We start from the raw sequence: 16081 nt of genomic DNA on the forward strand, positions 1-16081 counted from the left end.
GGCCCGCCGTACGGAAGGCCGGGGCTGGCATGATCTGAGCCATGACAGATGTGAACGGGCTTTCCATCGCGATCCTCGGCGGCACCGGTGACCAGGGGAAGGGGCTGGCGCGGCGGTTCGCGCTGGCGGGGCACACCGTGCTGATCGGCTCGCGCAGTGCCGAGCGGGCCCAGGAGGCGGCCGGCTCGATCGGCTCCGGCGCGCGGGGCGGGGCCAACGCCGACGTGGCGGCCGAGGCCGACGTGGTGATCGTGGCGGTGCCGTACGAGGGGCACAAGGCGCTGCTGGAGTCGCTGCGCGCCGAGCTGGCCGGGAAGATCGTGGTCGACTGCGTCAACCCGCTCGGCTTCGACAAGCAGGGCGCCTACGCGCTGCCGGTGGAGGAGGGCAGCGCCGCCCAGCAGGCCGCGGCGGTGCTGACCGAGAGCCGGGTCGTGGCGGCCTTCCACCACGTGTCGGCCGTGCTGCTGATGGACCCGGCCGTGGAGAAGGTCGACCTCGACGTGCTGGTGCTCGGTGACGACCGCGAGGCCACCGACACCGTGCAGGCGCTGGCCGAGCTGATCCCGGGGGTGCGCGGCGTCTACGGCGGCCGGCTGCGCAACGCCCACCAGGTCGAGGCGCTGACCGCCAACCTCATCTCGATCAACCGCCGCTACAAGGCCCACGCCGGGCTGCGGGTCACCGACGTCTAGAGCCAGCCCGCGTCCTCGGCGACGCGGACGGCGTCGATCTTGTTGCGGGCGCCCGTCTTGGTGATCGCCGCGGTCAGGTAGTTGCGCACCGTGCCGGGGGACAGGTGCAGGCGGGCGGCGATCTCCTCGGCGGTCGCGCCCCTGGCCGCCTGCCTCAGTACGGTGGTCTCGCGGGGGGTGAGCGGGCTCTCGCCGTACTCCATGGCCGAGGAGACCAGCTCGCTCTCCAGCACGCGCAGCCCGGCCGCGGTGCGCCTGATGGCCTCGGCCAGGCGCTCGCCCGGCGCGTCCTTGACCAGGAACGCCTCGATGCCCGCGGCCAGCGCCCGGCGCAGGTGGCCGGGCTGCCCCATGGCCGTGAGCACCAGGATCCGGCAGGACGGCAGCCGTTCGCGCAGCTCGGCGGCGGCGGTGATGCCGTCGGTGACCGGCAGGTCGATGTCCACGACCGCCACGTCGGGCCGGACGTCGAGCGCCACCGGCACGATCTCGTCGCCGCGGACGACCTCCGCCACGACCTCGATGTCCGGCTCCAGCCGGAGCAGGGCGGTGAGCGCGGCGCGGATCATGTGCATGTCCTCGGCCAGCAGCACCCGGATCACGCCGGAGCCTCGATGCCCGGCAGCGCCGTCAGCGGCATCCGGATCACGCCGGAACCTCCATGGTCAGCAGGAAGCCGCCGCCGTCCGTGGGGACGGCCGTGCAGGTGCCGCCCGCCTGGGAGGCCCGTTCGGCCAGGCCCGTCAGGCCGGCGCCCGGCTCGGCCGTCGCGCCCGGCGCGCCGTCGTTGGCCACCTCCAGGCGGACCGTGCCCTCCCGCAGCGACGTGGTGATCGTGCAGGTGGTGGCCCTGCTGTGGCGCAGGACGTTGGTGACCGCCTCGCGCACCCCCCAGGCCAGCGCCTCCTCGGCCCGCCGGGGCAGCGTCACCTCGGCCAGGTGCGCCTGGCAGCTCACGCCCGACGACTCCAGCAGCGCGGCCGCGCGGTGGGTCTCGCCGGTCAGCGACATCGCGCGGTAGCCGCGGGCCACGTGGCGGACGTCCTGGGCGGCCTCGCGGGCGACGCGTACCAGCTCGCCCACCTCGCCGCGGGCGGAGGCGGGATCGCGGTCCATCAGGCGGGCGGCCAGGTCGCCCTTGAGCGCGATGGCGGTGAGGCTGCGGCCGAGGCCGTCGTGCAGGTCACGGGAGATGCGCAGGCGTTCCTTGAGCACGGCCGCGTCGGCCAGCTCGGCTCTGGCCTCCTCCAGGTCGGCGGCGACGCGGACGAGCCGCACCAGGACGTAGATCATCGAGCCGGTGATGGGGATGGCGATCACGTAGAACAGGGTGATCACGGCGTAATAGGGGCCGATCCACATGGTGGCGCCCTCGTACACCATCATGAGGACGACCAGCGGCACGGCCCAGCGCAGCGCGAGGAACACCAGCAGGGTCCCGGCCAGCAGCGGGGCGGCGATCGACGACCACCCGCTCGGCAGCAGGTGGTCGCCCGCGTAGGTGACGACGGCCTGGAGCGCCAGCGTGGCGGGGAACAGGGGCGGGCGCCCGCCGCGCAGGGCGGCCCGCATGTTGACGTAGTGGGTGGAGACGACGGCGACCATCACGGCCGCCGCGAGCAGCCCGATCGCCGGGCCGCCCATGAAGTAGACCAGCCCGATGAGCGAGTAGACGACCGAGACGCCCGTGATGAGCACGCGCGCGAGCCTCTGCGCAGAGGACGAGACCACCACAGCTGCGATTATGGCCGAGTCAGGACCGGCGCGGTTCCCAGCGGAACCACAGCCGGATCGCGCCGGCGCCGATCACCGCCCAACCGGCCAGGACGAGCGCCGGCACGAGCGCCTCCCCGGTCCTCACCGCGTGCACCACGGCCGAGGTGGGCAGCAGGTCCAGCACCGGGATCAGCCACGAGGGCAGCGGGATCGGCCCCATCGCGCCCGCCGACACCGCGGCGACCAGGAACACCGGCATGGTGAACGCCCCGGCCAGCTCGCTGCGCGGGATCACCGCCGTGTACGCCGTCCCCAGCAGCGCCATGACGGCCGAGCCCGCGGCCGTCATGGCGGCGAACAGCAGCGGGTCGTCCGGCAGCGGCACCCCGGCCGCGAACCGCACGGCCACCGCGCACAGCACGATCACCAGGAAGGTCTGCGTGGCCGTGCTCGCGACCTGGCCGGCCAGGATCTGCGCGTCGGTCAGCAGCCCGGCCCGCAGCCGCTTGAGCACGAGCTGGTCGCGCCGGTTGGTCAGGGCCACCGCGATGTTCATGAACGCGGTCAGCGCCAGCACGATCGCCAGCGAGCTCTGGAACGCCGCAGTGGCGAACGGGACCCCGCCCGAGGTGACCTGGCGCATCAGGGCGGGCATGCCGACGGTCAGCCCGACCGGGGTGATCACCGAGGCGACCAGCATGGCCCTGTCGCGCCAGAACAGGCGGGTGCCGAGACGGTAGGTGGCGGTCAGGCTCATCGGGCGCTCCTGGGCAGGTCGAGGAAGAGGTCTTCGAGGGTGGCCGCGCGGACCTCCAGGCCGGTCAGCCGCAGCCCGCGCCCTGCCGCCCACGTCAGCAGCGTCTGCGCGGCCAGGTCGGGGTCCTCGGCCCGGCAGACGGCGGTGCCGCCGTCCAGCGTGACCGGCAGCGGCAGGTCGTCCGCGGCGACCCCGGCGGGCAGCCGGAACGTCACCCGTCCGCCCTGCGCGGCCAGCGTCTCGGCCATCCCGCCGGCCGCGACGATCCCGCCCCGGTCCAGGATCGCCATGGACGAGGCCAGGCGCTGGGCCTCCTCCAGGTAGTGGGTGGTGAGCAGGATCGTGGTGCCGCGCGCGGCCAGGCCGGACACGACCTCCCACGTGTTCGCGCGGGCCTCGGGGTCCATGCCGGTCGTGGGCTCGTCGAGGAACAGCACGTCGGGGCGGCCGAGCAGGGCCAGCGCCAGGTCGAGCCGGCGCTTCTCGCCGCCGGACAGCTGGCGCACCCTGGTCCCGGCCTTGTCCGTCAGGCCGGCCAGGTCGAGCGCCTCCCCGGCCGGACGCGGCGCGGGGGTGAAGTCGCGCCACACCGCGACCGTCCGGGCCACCGTCAGGTCGGGGAAGAACCCGGCCTCCTGGAGCATGACGCCGACGCGCTGCCGTACGGCCGCGCGGTCGGACCAGGGGTCGAGGCCGGCCACCCGTACGGTGCCGCCGTCCGGCCGCTGGAAGCCGGCCAGCACCTCGACCGTGGTGGTCTTGCCCGCGCCGTTCCTGCCGAGGAGGGCGAAGATCTCGCCCTCGCCCACCCGGAACGAGATCCCCTTCACCGCCTCGAACGTCCCGTGGTTCTTCCTGAGCTCGTTCACCTCGATCATGTGTCCGACTATGGCCGGACGGGTCAGGGGGCCGACAGTGAAGAATTCACGACTTCCTGGAGAGCTTCAGCAGCGCGTCCGTGACGCCCTCGGGGTCGATCACCTGGTGCAGGTGGAGGCCGGGCAGCCGGGTCACCGGCCAGCCGCGCCCGGCCGCGTCCTCGGCCACCTGCTCGTACGGCGGCCCGAACCACAGGCACGAGCACCTGACCGCGTCCCAGCCCGCGGGCACGGGGACGGGCTGCGTGTAGTAGTCGAGGGGCAGCCGCGGCTGCTCGCCCGCCACCAGCACCCGCTGGGCCGGGTCGGGGAGCATGGCCACGATGTCCTCCTCGTCCCACCAGTCGGTCCAGCGCGGCAGCACGCCGTCGGGGCCCGCCAGGCCGCGCAGGAACGGCAGGAACCCCTCCTCGGCGGTCCTGACCAGCCCCTGAGGCGGCGGCACGTGCGCGTCGGCGAACACGCAGGCCACCACCTGGTCGCCCAGCCCCTCCTTGATCACCGGCACGAAGAACCCGGCGTTGCTGTGCGCCACCAGCACGAGCGGCCCCTCGGAGGGGACGGCCGCGCGCACCGCCGCGACCACGCGCGGCCAGTACGGCGCCCCGCCGGCGGACACGCCGGTCAGGTCGGGGACGACGGCCGCCCGGCCGCGCCGCCCCAAAGCCTCGGCCACCGGAGCCCACGTCGAGGGCCCGACGGACGGACTGTGCACCAGTACGAAGGTCGTTTCCATGGCCCCCACCCTGTCAGACGACGAGGGCGTGCCGGGAGACGGGTTTCCCGGTGCCGTCGTAGGCCGCCCAGGCCGCCGCGAGGTCGATCACCGCCCGCGACAGCTCCTCCTCGGGGAACAGGAAGTGCAGGCGCAGGTGGTCGGCGTGGCCGCCCAGCGGGTCGAAGGAGCCGCCCGGCGGCACCGCGACGCCGTGCCGGAGGGCGACCTGGGCGAAGGAGCCGGCGTCGCCGCGCGGCAGTCGCGCCCAGACGGTCTGGCCGCCGCGGGCGGGCTCGAACGTCCAGGACGGCAGGCGGGCGCGCAGTTCGGCGCACAGGTGGTCGTGCCGCCGGCGCAGGGCGCGTACGCGGGCCTCGCGCACCTCGTCGAGGCGGCGCAGCAGCGCGACGGCGGCGAGCTGGCTGAAGACCTCGCCGCCGAGATCGTGCACGGCCCGCAGCCTGGCCAGCCGCGAGACCAGCGGCGCCGCCGCGCGGATCCAGCCCACTCGCAGCCCGCCCCAGACCAGCTTGCTCAGCGAGCCGACGGTGACCACGTGCTCGCCCCCGCCGAACACGGCCACCGGCGGGGGCGTCCCGCCCGAGAAGCACAGCTCGGCGCAGACCTCGTCGTCGATCAGCGGCACGCCGTGCTCGGCGGCCAGGGCGGCCAGCCGCCTGCGGGCCGCGTCGTCCATGATCGCGCCGTCGGGGTTGCGCGCGGTGGGCACGCAGTAGACCAGCGCCGGCCGCTCGCGCACCGCCCGCGACGCCCGGTCGTCGTCCAGGCCGCCGGGCTTGACGACGGCCCCCGCGTGCCGGAACGCCTCCAGCGCCCCCGGGTACGTCGGCGACTCGGTCAGCACGGTGTCGCCCGGCGCGACCAGCAGCCCGGCCAGCAGCGTGAGCGCCTGCTGCGCGCCCGTCGTCACCATGATCTGGTCCGCCGTGGTGCGCAGGCCGCGCGCGCTGTAGTAGGCCGCCAGCGCCTCCCGGAGCGAGGGGTCGCCGGCCGGCTGGTAGCCCAGGTCGCGCAGGCCCGCCACCCGCGCCCCCGCCTCCTGGTACGCCTCGAACAGCGCCTGGGGCGGGTCGTCCGGCGCCGCGCAGGTCAGCAGCCGGACGCCGTCGGGCGCGTGCAGGAGGTGCAGCATCAGCGGGTTGGCCGCCACGCCCTCGGCGGTCCTGGCGGCCGGCGGGTCGCCCGACGCGACGCGGGTGCCGCTGCCCTGGCGGCGCGTCACCCGGCCCTCCTGCTGGAGCAGGTCGTAGGCGGCGACGACCGTGCCGCGGCCGACCGCGAGCCGGGCGGCCAGCACCCGGTCGGGCGGCAGCGACTGGCCGGGCGGGAGCACGCCGTCGTCGATGAGCGCCCGCAGCCGGGCGGTGAGCAGCAGGTAGAGCGGCCCGCGTCCGGAGGCCCACCGGCCCAGCAGGTGGACGAGGTCATCGGGATTGGCTCTATTCATGGACCAATTCTTCCGTATTGGCTCTGCTGTTGGAGACCAATGCGGGGGATATTTGATGACATGAGTGATTTTCGCCCTGAAACGCGTGCCGTACACCTGCCTCAGCCCGCGGTCGAGGGCAGCCGGCCGCTCGGCATGCCCCTCTACCAGAGCGCCGGATTCGCCTTCGACGACCCGGAGGTCATGGGCGCGGCCATGGGCAGCCCCGACGGCGCCTTCGTCTACGGCCGCTACACCAACCCGACCGTGCGCGCGCTGGAGCTGGCGGTGTCCGGGCTGGAGGGCGGCGCCGCTGCGCTGGCCGCGGCCTCCGGCATGGGCGCGATCAACACCGTCCTGCTCGCCCTGCTCAAGCCCGGCGACCACCTGATCGCCCAGCGTTCCCTGTACGGCGGCACCGCCACGATGCTCAACGACCTGGTCGCCAGGTTCGGCATGACCGTCACCCATGTGCCCGAGAACGACCCCGACGCGCTGCGCGCCGCCGTGCGGCCCGGGACGCGGCTGGTCTACCTGGAGACCATCAGCAACCCGATGGCGCTGGTGGCCGACCTGCCCGCGATGTGCGCCACGGCCCGTGAGCTGGGCATCCTGTCGGTGGTGGACAACACCTTCGCCACGCCCGTGCTCTGCCGTCCCCTGGAGCACGGCGCCGACGTCGTCGTGCACTCCACCACCAAGTACCTGTCGGGGCACAGCGACGTGATCGGCGGCATCGCGGTCTTCGCCGACCCCGGTCTGCACGGGAAGGTCTGGCACTTCTCCACCGAGCTGGGGGCCGCGGCCGAGCCGTTCACGGCGTGGCTGACGCTGCGCGGGCTCCAGACGCTGCCGCTGCGCATGGAGCGCCACTGCGCCAACGCCGACCTCCTGGCCCGCCGGCTCGCCGAGCACCCCGCCGTGGCGGCCGTCCACTGGCCGGGGCTGCCCTCGCATCCGTCGTACGAGCTCGCCGGCAAGCTGCTGCCGGCCTTCGGCGGCGTGTTCTCCTTCGACCTGACCGGCGGGCGGGCGGCGGGGGAGGCGTTCATGAAGTCCGTACGGCTGGCGCAGCTCGCGCCCTCGCTCGGCGGCGTCGAGACCCGCGTCATGCACCCCGCCACCACCTCACACCGCTCGCTCGGCGCCGAGGAGCTGGCCAGGCACGGGGTGGGCGAGGGCATGGTGCGCATCGCCGTGGGCATCGAGCATCCCGAGGACCTCTGGGCGGACGTGGCACAGGCGCTCGGATAGCGTCGGATCATGCTCGCCGACCGCGGGCGTACGACCAAGGGAGAACCGTGACCGCCGTCACATATCAGGACGTCCTCGACGCGGCCCGCCGGATCGAAGGGCACGTGCTGCGCACGCCCGTCCTGGAGATCTCGCCGGGCCTGTTCCTGAAGCTGGAACTGCTGCAGCACTCCGGGTCCTTCAAGGTGCGGGGGGCGTTCAACCGCATCCTGTCGGCCGGCGCGCTGCCCGCCGCCGGGGTCATCGCCGCCAGCGGCGGCAACCACGGGCTGGCCGTCGCCCACGCCGCCAAGGCGCTGGGCGTGCGGGCCGAGATCTTCGTCCCGGAGGTGACGAGCCCGGTCAAGGTGGCCGGGCTCAAGGCGCTCGGCGCGCACACCACGCAGACCGGGGCCATCTACTCCGAGGCCGCGGACGCCGCCGCCAAGCGCGCCGCCGAGACGGGCGCGCTGCCCGTGCACGCCTACGACCAGCCCGAGGTGCTGGCCGGGCAGGGCACGACCGGGCTGGAGATCATGGAGCAGACCGGGGGCGTGGACACGGTGGTGGTGGCCGTGGGCGGCGGCGGGCTCGCGGGCGGGATCACCCTGGGGGCCCGCGCCGGGGGTGACGCGCCGCGGATCGTGGCGGTGGAGCCGTACGCCATCCCGACGCTGCACGAGGCCCTGCGCGCGGGCCGTCCGGTGCCGGTGCAGGTGGGGGGCGTGGCGGCCGACGCGCTCGGCGCCACGCAGCTCGGCGCGCTGGCGTACGAGGTGCTGTCGGGGAGCGGTGTGGAGAGCGTCCTGGTGGAGGACGACGCGATCGTCGCGGCCCGCCGGACGTTGTGGGAGCGGCACCGGCTGGTGGCCGAGCCCGCCGGCGCGGCGGCGTACGCGGCGCTGCTGTCGGGCGCCTACCGGCCGTCGGAGGGGGAGCGGGTGGCCGTCGTGGTCTGCGGCTCCAACACCGACCCCGCCACGCTCTTCGGCGCGGCGGGGTGAATCGGTCCCGGGGTCAGCTGTAGGTGTGCTCGGGTGCCGGGAAGGCGCCCGAGGTCACCTCGTCGGCGAAGGCCCGCACCGCGCGGTCCATCTCCGAGGCCAGGTCGGAGTACTGCTTGACGAACTTGGCCGGACGCGGCGTCAGCCCCATCAGGTCCTGCCACACCAGCACCTGCGCGTCCGTGGACGGCCCGGCCCCGATGCCGACCGTGGGGACCGACAGCGACGTGGTCACCCGATGCGCCAGATCGGCCGGCACGCACTCCAGCACCACCGCGAACGCCCCCGCCCGCTCCAGGTCCTTGGCGTCGGCCATCAGCTCGTCGCCCGACTGGCCGCGCCCCTGCACCCGGTAGCCGCCGAACGCGTTGACCGACTGCGGCGTGAGCCCGAGGTGGGCCATGACCGGCACGCCCGCCGAGACCAGCGCCTCGACCTGCGGCAGCACCCGCCGCCCGCCCTCCAGCTTGACCGCGTGCGCCCCCGCCTCCTTCATGAACCTGGCCGCCGACTCCAGCGCCTGCTGCGGCGACCCCTGGTACGACCCGAACGGCAGGTCGGCCACCACGAGCGCCCGCGACGACCCCCGCACCACGGCCGCGGTGAGCGGGACGAGGTGGTCGAGGGTGACCGGCAGAGTGGAGTCGAAGCCGTAGACGACCATGGCCGCGGAGTCGCCGACCAGCAGGACGGGCACGCCCGCCTGGTCGAACACCCTGGCCGTCATGGCGTCGTAGGCGGTGACCATGGGCCACCGCTCCCCGCGCTCCTTGGCCGCCGCGAGGTCGCGGACGGTGACCCTGCGCCCTGATGCGCCGCCGTACAGCGTGGTCGAAGACATGGACACCTCCAGAAACGTCTCGAGGCGTCCCAGTGACGTCCCCGGACTCCTTCGATGATGTCATGGAGGGAAATCCAGTGGCGAAACTGTCGGTGCCTCTTGACACAATCGACGCGGAGGTAAACGACACACCATGGCTCTCGACCAATACCGCCGGCTCTTCCGGCTCCCAGGCGTCCGCACCCTGCTCCTGGTGGGGATGCTCGCGCGCGTCCCGGCCACCGCCATGGGGATGGCGCTCACCCTGCACGTGGTCTTCGGGCTGCGCCTGGGCTACGTCGAGGCGGGCGTGGTGACGATGGCCAGCACGGTCGGCATGGCGATCGGCTCGCCGTTGTCGGGCCGGTTCGTCGACCGCCACGGGGTGCGTCCCGTGCTCGTCGTCACCACCCTGGCCCAGGCGGTGTTCTGGTCGTGCGCCTGGGCGCTGCCGCTGCCCGCGCTGGCCGTCGCGGCGGCGGTCGCGGGCCTGCTCAACCTGCCGGTGTTCAGCCTGACCCGGCAGTCGCTGGCCGCGCTGGTCCCGCCGGAGCAGCGGCGCACCGGGTTCACGCTCGACTCGATGCTGGTCGAGCTGTCGTACATGACCGGTCCCGCGCTCGCCGCGGCCGGCATCACCACGCTGGGCAGCACGACCACGCTCGTCGTCATCGGCGTCGGCATCACGGCGGCGGGCATCGGCCTGATCGTCTTCAACCCGCCCACCCGGTCGGCGGTCGAGCTGGAGGAGCCGGTGGTGAAGGTGCCGCGCCGGCAGTGGCTCACGCCGGGGTTCGTCGCGCTGCTCGGCACGACGGCGGCGGCCACGTTCATCCTCACCGCGACCGAGCTGGGGCTGGTGGCCACCATCAACACCGCGGGCGAGACGCAGTGGGTCGGCCTCGCCGTGGCGATCTGGTGCCTCTACTCGCTGGTCGGCGGCTTCGTCTACGGCGGGCTGTCGCGTGGTTTCTCGCCCCTGGTGCTCATCGCGGGCATGGGCCTGCTGACCATCCCCGTGGGCCTGGCCGGGGCCGACTGGCGGTGGCTGATCCTGGCGATGCTGCCGGCCGGCCTGCTGTGCGCCCCGGCCCTGTCGTCCACGGTCGACGTGCTCAGCCGCTGGGTGCCCGCCGCGGCCAGGGGCGAGGCGATGGGCCTCCACGGCACCGCCCTGCTCATCGGCGGGGCCGCGTCCTCGCCCATCGCGGGGGCGATCATCGACGGCAGCGGGCCCACGTGGGCGTTCGTGGTGGCGGGGCTGGTCGGGGTGGTCATGGTGGTGGTCGCGCTGCCGATGTGGCGGCGGCGTCCGCCGGTCGCGGTCCTGCCGGCCCCGGTCGAGGAGCACGCCGTGCCTCCGGCGGTGACCAAGAGCTGACCCGGGGGGTTCGAGCCTGTCGGCCTGAGGCCGGCGGGTCTGGTCAGCAGTGCCCGCGGCGGCCGTTCGCGGGGTCTGTCAGCAAGGTTCGCGAGGGCCTGTGCACGGGGTGCATCGGGGTTTCCCCGCTGTTTCCCTCCGCGCACTCCCTCCGTCAGGCGGAAGTTACGAAACGGGACCGTTGCGTATCGGAATCTCTTGCGATACGGTGTCGTTGCGAAACTCAGGCGTATCGAAATTAAGGACGATTTCCATGGACCCGAACGCAGGGCATCCACGCAGGTGGGGGATCCTGGGAGTGCTGGTGTTCAGCCTCCTGGCGGTCGTGCTGGACAACACGATCCTCAACGTGGCGATGAAGACCATCGCCGACCCCCGTGTCGGATTGGGCGCGACGCAGGGCCAGCTGGAGTGGGCGATCAACTCCTACACGCTGGTGTTCGCCGGGCTGTTGTTCACCTTCGGCGTGATCGGCGACCGTACCGGTCGCAAGCGCATGTTGTTCATCGGCATGGCGCTGTTCGGCCTGGCCTCGCTGGCCAGTGCCTACTCCCAGGACCCGATGCAGCTGATCTTCGCGCGGGCGGCGATGGGCATCGGCGGCGCGGCGATCATGCCGGCCACGCTGGCGATCATCTCCAACGTGTTCCCGCCCGGTGAGCGTGGCAAGGCGATCGGCATCTGGGCCGGTGGCGTGGGGCTCGCCGTGGCGATCGGCCCGATCACCGGCGGCCTGCTCATCGAGCACTTCTGGTGGGGCTCGGTCTTCCTGGTCAACGTGCCGATCGTGGTGATCAGCATGATCCTCATCGGCGTCGTCGTGCCCGAGTCGCGTGACCCGAAGCCGTCCAAGCTCGACCCGGTGGGCGTGGTGCTGTCGATCATCGGTCTGGTGGCGCTCGTCTACGGCATCATCCGCGGCGGCGACCTGGGCACCCTGGCGAGCGCGGAAGTGATCGTCCCGACGCTGCTCGGCCTGGTCGTGCTGGGCGTGTTCGTGTGGTGGGAGCGGCGCATCGACAACCCGGTGTTCGACGTGCGCAACTTCAGCAACGTACGGTTCAGCTCGGCCATCGGCATGATGGGCATCGTCTTCTTCGCGATGATGGGCGGGATGTTCTTCCTGACCTTCTACCTGCAGATCGTGCTGGGCTTCAGCCCGATCCAGGCGGGGGCCCTGATGATCCCGTTCGCCGCCGCGCAGCTCATCTTCGCGCCGCTCAGCCAGCGGGTGCACCAGCTCTTCGGCGCCAAGCTGTCGGCCACGGTCAGCATGCTCGTGGTGACCGCCGCGCTGGGCAGCTACGCCCTGATGGACGTGGACACGCCCGTGGTGCTGATCGAGATCATCTTCTTCGTCCAGGGAGCGGCGATGGCGAACATCATGCCGCCCGCGACCACCGCCATCATGGAGGCGCTGCCCAGGGAGAAGGCCGGTGTCGGCTCGGCCATGAGCAACACCGTCCGCCAGGTCGCCGGCGCGCTCGGCGTGGCCGTGCTCGGCTCGGTCCTGTCGAGCAGCTACCGCGGCGAGATCGCCTCGGCGCTGCCGGCCGGCGCCCCGCACGCCGCCGGTGAGTCCATCATGGCGACGATGGCCTTCGCCAGGCAGCTCGGCGAGCACGGCCAGGCGCTGATCAAGCCCGCCTTCACCGCGTTCGTCGACGGCATGCACGTCACGGCGATGGTCTCGGCCGTGATCGCCCTGGTGGGCGTCGCGGTGGTGGCCAAGTGGATGCCGGGCAAGGCGCGCCCGGTCCAGCAGGCGGAACAGAAGGAACCAGCGGTAGTGTGAGGCCGCGATGACGATCCAGGATTCAGGGACTGCCCGCCCGGCGGGCCGTCCGCGCAGCGAGAAGGCCGAGAAGGCGATCATCGACGCGACCCTCGACCTGATCGGTGAGGGCATGGGGGTGTCGGAGCTGTCGATCGAGGCCATCGCGTCGAGGGCGGGCGTCGGGAAGACCACCATCTACCGGCGCTGGTCCAACAAGGAGGACCTGGTCGTCGACGCGCTCTCCACGCTGAAGGCGCCGCTCCCGCCGCTGTCCGGCACCTCCGTGCGCGACGACCTGATCTCCCTGCTCGACGCGATGCGCAGGGAGGCGGGCCAGGCCCGCACCCGCTGCGTGATGAACATCGCGATGAGCGAGGCCGATCGTTATCCGCGACTGATGGAACGCTTCGTGAAGCGGGCCGTCGAGCCGCGCAGGCAGGCACTGCGCTCGGTGATCGAGCGCGGCGTCGCCACCGGCGAGCTCAGGCCCGACCTCGACGTCGAGCTGGCGATGGCCCTGTTCTCCGGCACGATGATATGGCAGTCGAAGTGGGGGCCGGCCGGAGACCTCCCGGCCGACCTGGCCGAACGCGTGGTCGACACGGTCCTGCTCGGACTGGCCGGAGACCGCGTCAGGCGCTGAGACGTCCGGGGTCTCCGGTCTTCGTACCGGTGGTCCGCTACCCGATCGGCGAGGTGACCCCGCCGGGGGCGGCGGTCAGGGTGAAGGGCACGGTGGCCGCCACCCGGCCGTTGACGATGACGTCGAGCTCGCGTGGCCCGGGCGGCTCGTTGCGGGTGGTGACCGGGCGGAAGGAATGGCTCTTGCGCAGCGTGAACGCCGCCCCCTCGGCGGCGGCCACGCGCTCGCCCAGGTGGAAGACGCGACGCGAGCCCGCCCGGCGGACGGCGTACTTGAGCAGCAGCGGGCCCGGCGCGCCCGCCGTGACCGTGACGGTGAACGTCAGCCTGCCACCGACGGCGACCGTGTCGGCCTCCAGGACGAGGGCCCGCGCCGAGCCGTTGCCCGGGGTGGCGCCCAGCAGCTCCAGCGCCTCGGGGTGCCCGGCACGCAGCAGCCCGCGGGCCGCGTGGCGCACGACCCGCTCGACGTGCGAGCCGCCGCCCGCGCGCCAGCGGGCCAGCACCGCGAGCGCCGTGTCGGGGTGGTCCTTGGCCAGGTCGTTGACGTGGTTGGCGACCGAGCGGCGGACGTATTCGCTCGGGTCGTCGCGCAGCAGGTCGAGCAGGGGCAGGGTGGGGCCGGGCGTCATCAGCCAGCCGACCCGGGAGGCCCACGGCAGGCGCGGCCGGGTGCCTTCCGAGGCCAGGCGGCGCAGGTGCTCGTCGGGGGACTCCGCCCAGCCGTACATGATCTTGAGGGCGTCGTCGCGGTGGCGGTCGAGAAGGGGGCGTACGGCGAACTCGCCCGTCGAGTACGGCGTGAGCGCCGCCAGCGTGGCCATCGCCGCCTCCAGATGGTCGAGCCCGTGGACGGCGGTGTGGTCGGTGACCGGCCAGCCGCTCCACAGGTCGAGCTCCCCGCGCGCGGCGCAGGCCCGCACCAGCTCGGCGGCCTGGGGGTAGGGCATCGGGAGGGCATGCTGGAAGGCGTCGTGGAGGGCGGCGGAGACGTGCCTGACGCGGTCCTTCAGCTCCAGCGGGGCGAGCCCGGCCAGGGCGCGCTCGGTGAACCGGGCCTGCGGGAACGAGGGCCACACGGCGGCCAGGCCGTCGGCGAGCACCGACACGGACCGGGCGTTGATCAGGTCTTTCAGCGGTTGTGCCACGGCCCCACCCTGCCAGCCGCCACCGACAATCCCACCGCCAGGCGCGACCCGCCCCCCTCGCGATGAGAGGGGCGGCCGGACGGGTCAGGTCGTCTCGCGCCAGCGGTTGGTGATGGGGAGGCGGCGGTCGCGGCCGAAGTTCTTCGGCGTGATCTTGGGGCCCGGCGGGTACTGGCGGCGCTTGTACTCCGCCAGGTCCACCAGCCGGATCACCCGCGTGACCAGCGCGGGGTCGTGCCCGGCCGCGATGAGCTCCTGCGAGCCCATGTCCTTCTCCACATAGTCGTCCAGCAGCCGGTCCAGCACCTCGTACGGCGGCAGCGAGTCGGTGTCGCGCTGGTCGGGGCGCAGCTCGGCGCTGGGCTCCTTGGTGATCGAGTTCTCCGGGATCGGCCGCTCGACGGACATGAGGAAGCCCTCGCAGGTGTGCGCGTTGCGCCACCTGGACAGCTCCCACACCATCGTCTTGGGCACGTCCTTGATCGGGGCGAAGCCGCCGGCGGAGTCGCCGTAGAGGGTGGAGTAGCCGGTGGCCAGCTCGCTCTTGTTCCCGGTGGTGAGCACCAGGTGGCCGTTCTGGTTCGACAGGCCCATGAGGATCATGCCGCGCACCCTGGCCTGGAGGTTCTCCGCGGCCAGGCCGGACAGCTCGATCTCCTTCTCGAAGGCCGTGACGATCTCGGCGATCGGCGCGATCCTGGAGTTGATGCCCTGCCTGGCCACCAGGTCCTCGGCGTCGGCCAGCGAGTGGTCGGAGGAGTGGCGCGAGGGCATGAGCACGACGTTCACCCGGGACGGGCCGATCGCGTCGGAGGCGATGGCCGCCGTCAGGGCCGAGTCGATGCCGCCCGACAGGCCCAGGATGACCGACTGGAAGCCGTTCTTGGCCACGTAGTCGCGTACCGCCAGCACCAGGGCCGAGTACACCTCGGCGTGCAGGTCGAGCCGCTCGGCGACGGGGGCGGGCTGCGCCGGGTAGGGCTCGACGGGCTCCTGCGACAGGACCCGGCGCTCGACGGTGATCGTGGTGCCGTCGAGCGCGTCGTGGGGGAACGTGCCGGGCTCGGCGTCGGAGACCGGCAGGTCGAGGTCGGCGACCAGCAGCTCCTCGCGGAACTGGCCGGCCCGCGCCACCAGCTCGCCCGAGGCGTCCACGATGATCGAGTCGCCGTCGAAGACCAGCTCGTCCTGCCCGCCGACCTGGTTGACGTAGGCGAGCGCGCAGCCGGCCTCGCGCGCCCTGTGGGCGACCAGCTCCAGCCGTACGTCGTCCTTCTCCTTCTCGTACGGCGAGGCGTTCGGCACGACCAGCAGCCCGGCGCCCGCCTGGCCGACGACGGACACCGGCCCGCCCTCCTGCCAGAGGTCCTCGCAGACCGCGATCGCCACGTCCACGCCGTGCAGCCGGACGATCGGCAGCCGGTCGCCGCGCACGAAGTAGCGGTACTCGTCGAACACGCCGTAGTTGGGCAGGTGGTGCTTGGCCGTGCGGACGACGACCTCGCCCTTGTGCAGCAGCGCGGCCGCGTCCAGCGGCGCGCCCTTGGGCTGGCCCACCCGGGGCGCCAGACCGGCGCGGTCGACGTAGCCGACGACCACAGGGAGGTCGCCCAGTCCCTCGCGGTCGAGCCTGCGCGCCACCTCCTCCAGGGTCCTGATGCTCGCGTCCACGAAGGACGTGCGCAGCACCAGGTCCTCGACGGGGTAGCCGGTGAGGAACATCTCGGTGAAGACGACCAGGTGAGCGCCGCGCTCGGCGGCGTCACGGGTCCACGCGACCAGCCGCTCGGCGTTGGCGGCCAGGTCGCCGACGGTCGGGTTCGTCTGTGCCAGGGCTATGCGCAGTTGTGCCACGTCATTAGCCT

The 16081-nt window shown here is 73.1% G+C and carries 15 protein-coding genes; 6 read left to right on the forward strand and 9 right to left on the reverse strand.

All coding sequences use genetic code 11. The features are described 5' to 3' along the window. The first annotated feature begins 41 nt into the window (after positions 1-41). Positions 42-695 carry an NADPH-dependent F420 reductase gene (npdG, locus tag ACIA8R_RS15415; RefSeq protein WP_221761998.1) on the forward strand — a complete coding sequence of 218 codons (654 nt, stop codon included), beginning with the start codon at positions 42-44 and terminating at the stop codon, positions 693-695. On the opposite strand, the gene ACIA8R_RS15420 is transcribed toward npdG, so the two are convergent. Genes ACIA8R_RS15420 through ACIA8R_RS15445 form a run of 6 tightly spaced genes read right to left on the reverse strand, consistent with a single transcriptional unit; the run spans position 692 to position 6232 of the window. Then, on the reverse strand, positions 692-1297 hold the full coding sequence (locus ACIA8R_RS15420; RefSeq protein WP_357700798.1) for a response regulator transcription factor: 606 nt from the start codon (positions 1295-1297) through the stop codon (positions 692-694). The two genes, npdG and ACIA8R_RS15420, sit on opposite strands and share 4 nt — an antisense overlap. A gap of 43 nt (positions 1298-1340) precedes the next feature. Next, complete coding sequence (locus ACIA8R_RS15425) at positions 1341-2393, reverse strand: sensor histidine kinase (RefSeq protein ID WP_397038822.1); 1053 nt, start codon at positions 2391-2393, stop codon at positions 1341-1343. Between the two features lie 55 nt (positions 2394-2448). Next, positions 2449-3168 carry an ABC transporter permease gene (locus ACIA8R_RS15430; RefSeq protein WP_357700794.1) on the reverse strand — a complete coding sequence of 240 codons (720 nt, stop codon included), beginning with the start codon at positions 3166-3168 and terminating at the stop codon, positions 2449-2451. Beyond that, positions 3165-4046 carry an ABC transporter ATP-binding protein gene (locus tag ACIA8R_RS15435; protein ID WP_397038824.1) on the reverse strand — a complete coding sequence of 294 codons (882 nt, stop codon included), beginning with the start codon at positions 4044-4046 and terminating at the stop codon, positions 3165-3167. Before ACIA8R_RS15435 ends, ACIA8R_RS15430 begins: the two co-directional genes overlap by 4 nt. Positions 4047-4092: 46 nt before the next feature. Continuing rightward, entirely contained in the window at positions 4093-4782 is a 690-nt protein-coding gene (locus tag ACIA8R_RS15440) for an alpha/beta hydrolase (RefSeq protein ID WP_357700790.1), read from the reverse strand. A 13-nt stretch (positions 4783-4795) separates the two neighbouring features. After that, a complete protein-coding gene (locus ACIA8R_RS15445) occupies positions 4796-6232 on the reverse strand; it encodes a PLP-dependent aminotransferase family protein (protein WP_397038826.1) in 1437 nt (478 codons plus the stop codon). 60 nt (positions 6233-6292) lie between these two features. Between ACIA8R_RS15445 and ACIA8R_RS15450 the strand changes: the two genes are divergently transcribed. Beyond that, a complete protein-coding gene (locus tag ACIA8R_RS15450) occupies positions 6293-7465 on the forward strand; it encodes a trans-sulfuration enzyme family protein (protein WP_397038828.1) in 1173 nt (390 codons plus the stop codon). Positions 7466-7512: 47 nt separating this feature from the next. Then, the gene (locus ACIA8R_RS15455) at positions 7513-8448 is read left to right on the forward strand and encodes a serine/threonine dehydratase (RefSeq protein ID WP_397038830.1); all 936 of its coding nucleotides are present in this window, start codon (positions 7513-7515) and stop codon (positions 8446-8448) included. A gap of 13 nt (positions 8449-8461) precedes the next feature. Here the strand turns inward: ACIA8R_RS15455 and panB are convergent, their stop codons facing one another. After that, positions 8462-9289: a 3-methyl-2-oxobutanoate hydroxymethyltransferase gene (gene panB / locus ACIA8R_RS15460; RefSeq protein ID WP_357700782.1), complete on the reverse strand. Its 828-nt coding sequence runs from the start codon at positions 9287-9289 to the stop codon at positions 8462-8464. A 133-nt stretch (positions 9290-9422) separates the two neighbouring features. Between panB and ACIA8R_RS15465 the strand changes: the two genes are divergently transcribed. The 3 genes from ACIA8R_RS15465 to ACIA8R_RS15475 all read left to right on the forward strand — a co-directional run bounded on the left by ACIA8R_RS15465 (position 9423) and on the right by ACIA8R_RS15475 (position 13069). After that, positions 9423-10649: an MFS transporter gene (locus ACIA8R_RS15465; RefSeq protein WP_397038832.1), complete on the forward strand. Its 1227-nt coding sequence runs from the start codon at positions 9423-9425 to the stop codon at positions 10647-10649. A gap of 253 nt (positions 10650-10902) precedes the next feature. Beyond that, a complete protein-coding gene (locus tag ACIA8R_RS15470; protein WP_364091474.1) occupies positions 10903-12444 on the forward strand; it encodes an MFS transporter in 1542 nt (513 codons plus the stop codon). A 7-nt stretch (positions 12445-12451) separates the two neighbouring features. After that, complete coding sequence (locus tag ACIA8R_RS15475; protein ID WP_397038835.1) at positions 12452-13069, forward strand: TetR/AcrR family transcriptional regulator; 618 nt, start codon at positions 12452-12454, stop codon at positions 13067-13069. A 37-nt stretch (positions 13070-13106) separates the two neighbouring features. Here ACIA8R_RS15475 and ACIA8R_RS15480 read toward each other — a convergent pair whose 3' ends face one another. Both ACIA8R_RS15480 and ACIA8R_RS15485 read right to left on the reverse strand, forming a co-directional pair. Then, positions 13107-14216 carry a DNA alkylation repair protein gene (locus tag ACIA8R_RS15480; protein ID WP_397038837.1) on the reverse strand — a complete coding sequence of 370 codons (1110 nt, stop codon included), beginning with the start codon at positions 14214-14216 and terminating at the stop codon, positions 13107-13109. Between the two features lie 84 nt (positions 14217-14300). Continuing rightward, positions 14301-16070, reverse strand: a complete 1770-nt coding sequence (locus ACIA8R_RS15485; RefSeq protein ID WP_397038839.1) for an NAD+ synthase — start codon at positions 16068-16070, stop codon at positions 14301-14303. Positions 16071-16081 lie beyond the last annotated feature (11 nt).

The organism is Nonomuraea sp. NPDC051191 (assembly GCF_044455665.1).
Taxonomy (GTDB): Bacteria; Actinomycetota; Actinomycetes; order Streptosporangiales; family Streptosporangiaceae; genus Nonomuraea.

What these genes read in the sequence shown, in the direction of transcription:
- ACIA8R_RS15450 (WP_397038828.1), top strand. Translation starts at nt 6,293, where the DNA reads ATGAGTGATTTTCGCCCTGAAACGCGTGCCGTACACCTGCCTCAGCCC.
- npdG (WP_221761998.1), top strand. Translation starts at nt 42, where the DNA reads ATGACAGATGTGAACGGGCTTTCCATCGCGATCCTCGGCGGCACCGGT.
- ACIA8R_RS15475 (WP_397038835.1), top strand. Translation starts at nt 12,452, where the DNA reads ATGACGATCCAGGATTCAGGGACTGCCCGCCCGGCGGGCCGTCCGCGC.
- ACIA8R_RS15445 (WP_397038826.1), bottom strand. Translation starts at nt 6,232, where the DNA reads ATGAATAGAGCCAATCCCGATGACCTCGTCCACCTGCTGGGCCGGTGG.
- ACIA8R_RS15470 (WP_364091474.1), top strand. Translation starts at nt 10,903, where the DNA reads ATGGACCCGAACGCAGGGCATCCACGCAGGTGGGGGATCCTGGGAGTG.
- ACIA8R_RS15435 (WP_397038824.1), bottom strand. Translation starts at nt 4,046, where the DNA reads ATGATCGAGGTGAACGAGCTCAGGAAGAACCACGGGACGTTCGAGGCG.
- panB (WP_357700782.1), bottom strand. Translation starts at nt 9,289, where the DNA reads ATGTCTTCGACCACGCTGTACGGCGGCGCATCAGGGCGCAGGGTCACC.
- ACIA8R_RS15465 (WP_397038832.1), top strand. Translation starts at nt 9,423, where the DNA reads ATGGCTCTCGACCAATACCGCCGGCTCTTCCGGCTCCCAGGCGTCCGC.
- ACIA8R_RS15440 (WP_357700790.1), bottom strand. Translation starts at nt 4,782, where the DNA reads ATGGAAACGACCTTCGTACTGGTGCACAGTCCGTCCGTCGGGCCCTCG.
- ACIA8R_RS15430 (WP_357700794.1), bottom strand. Translation starts at nt 3,168, where the DNA reads ATGAGCCTGACCGCCACCTACCGTCTCGGCACCCGCCTGTTCTGGCGC.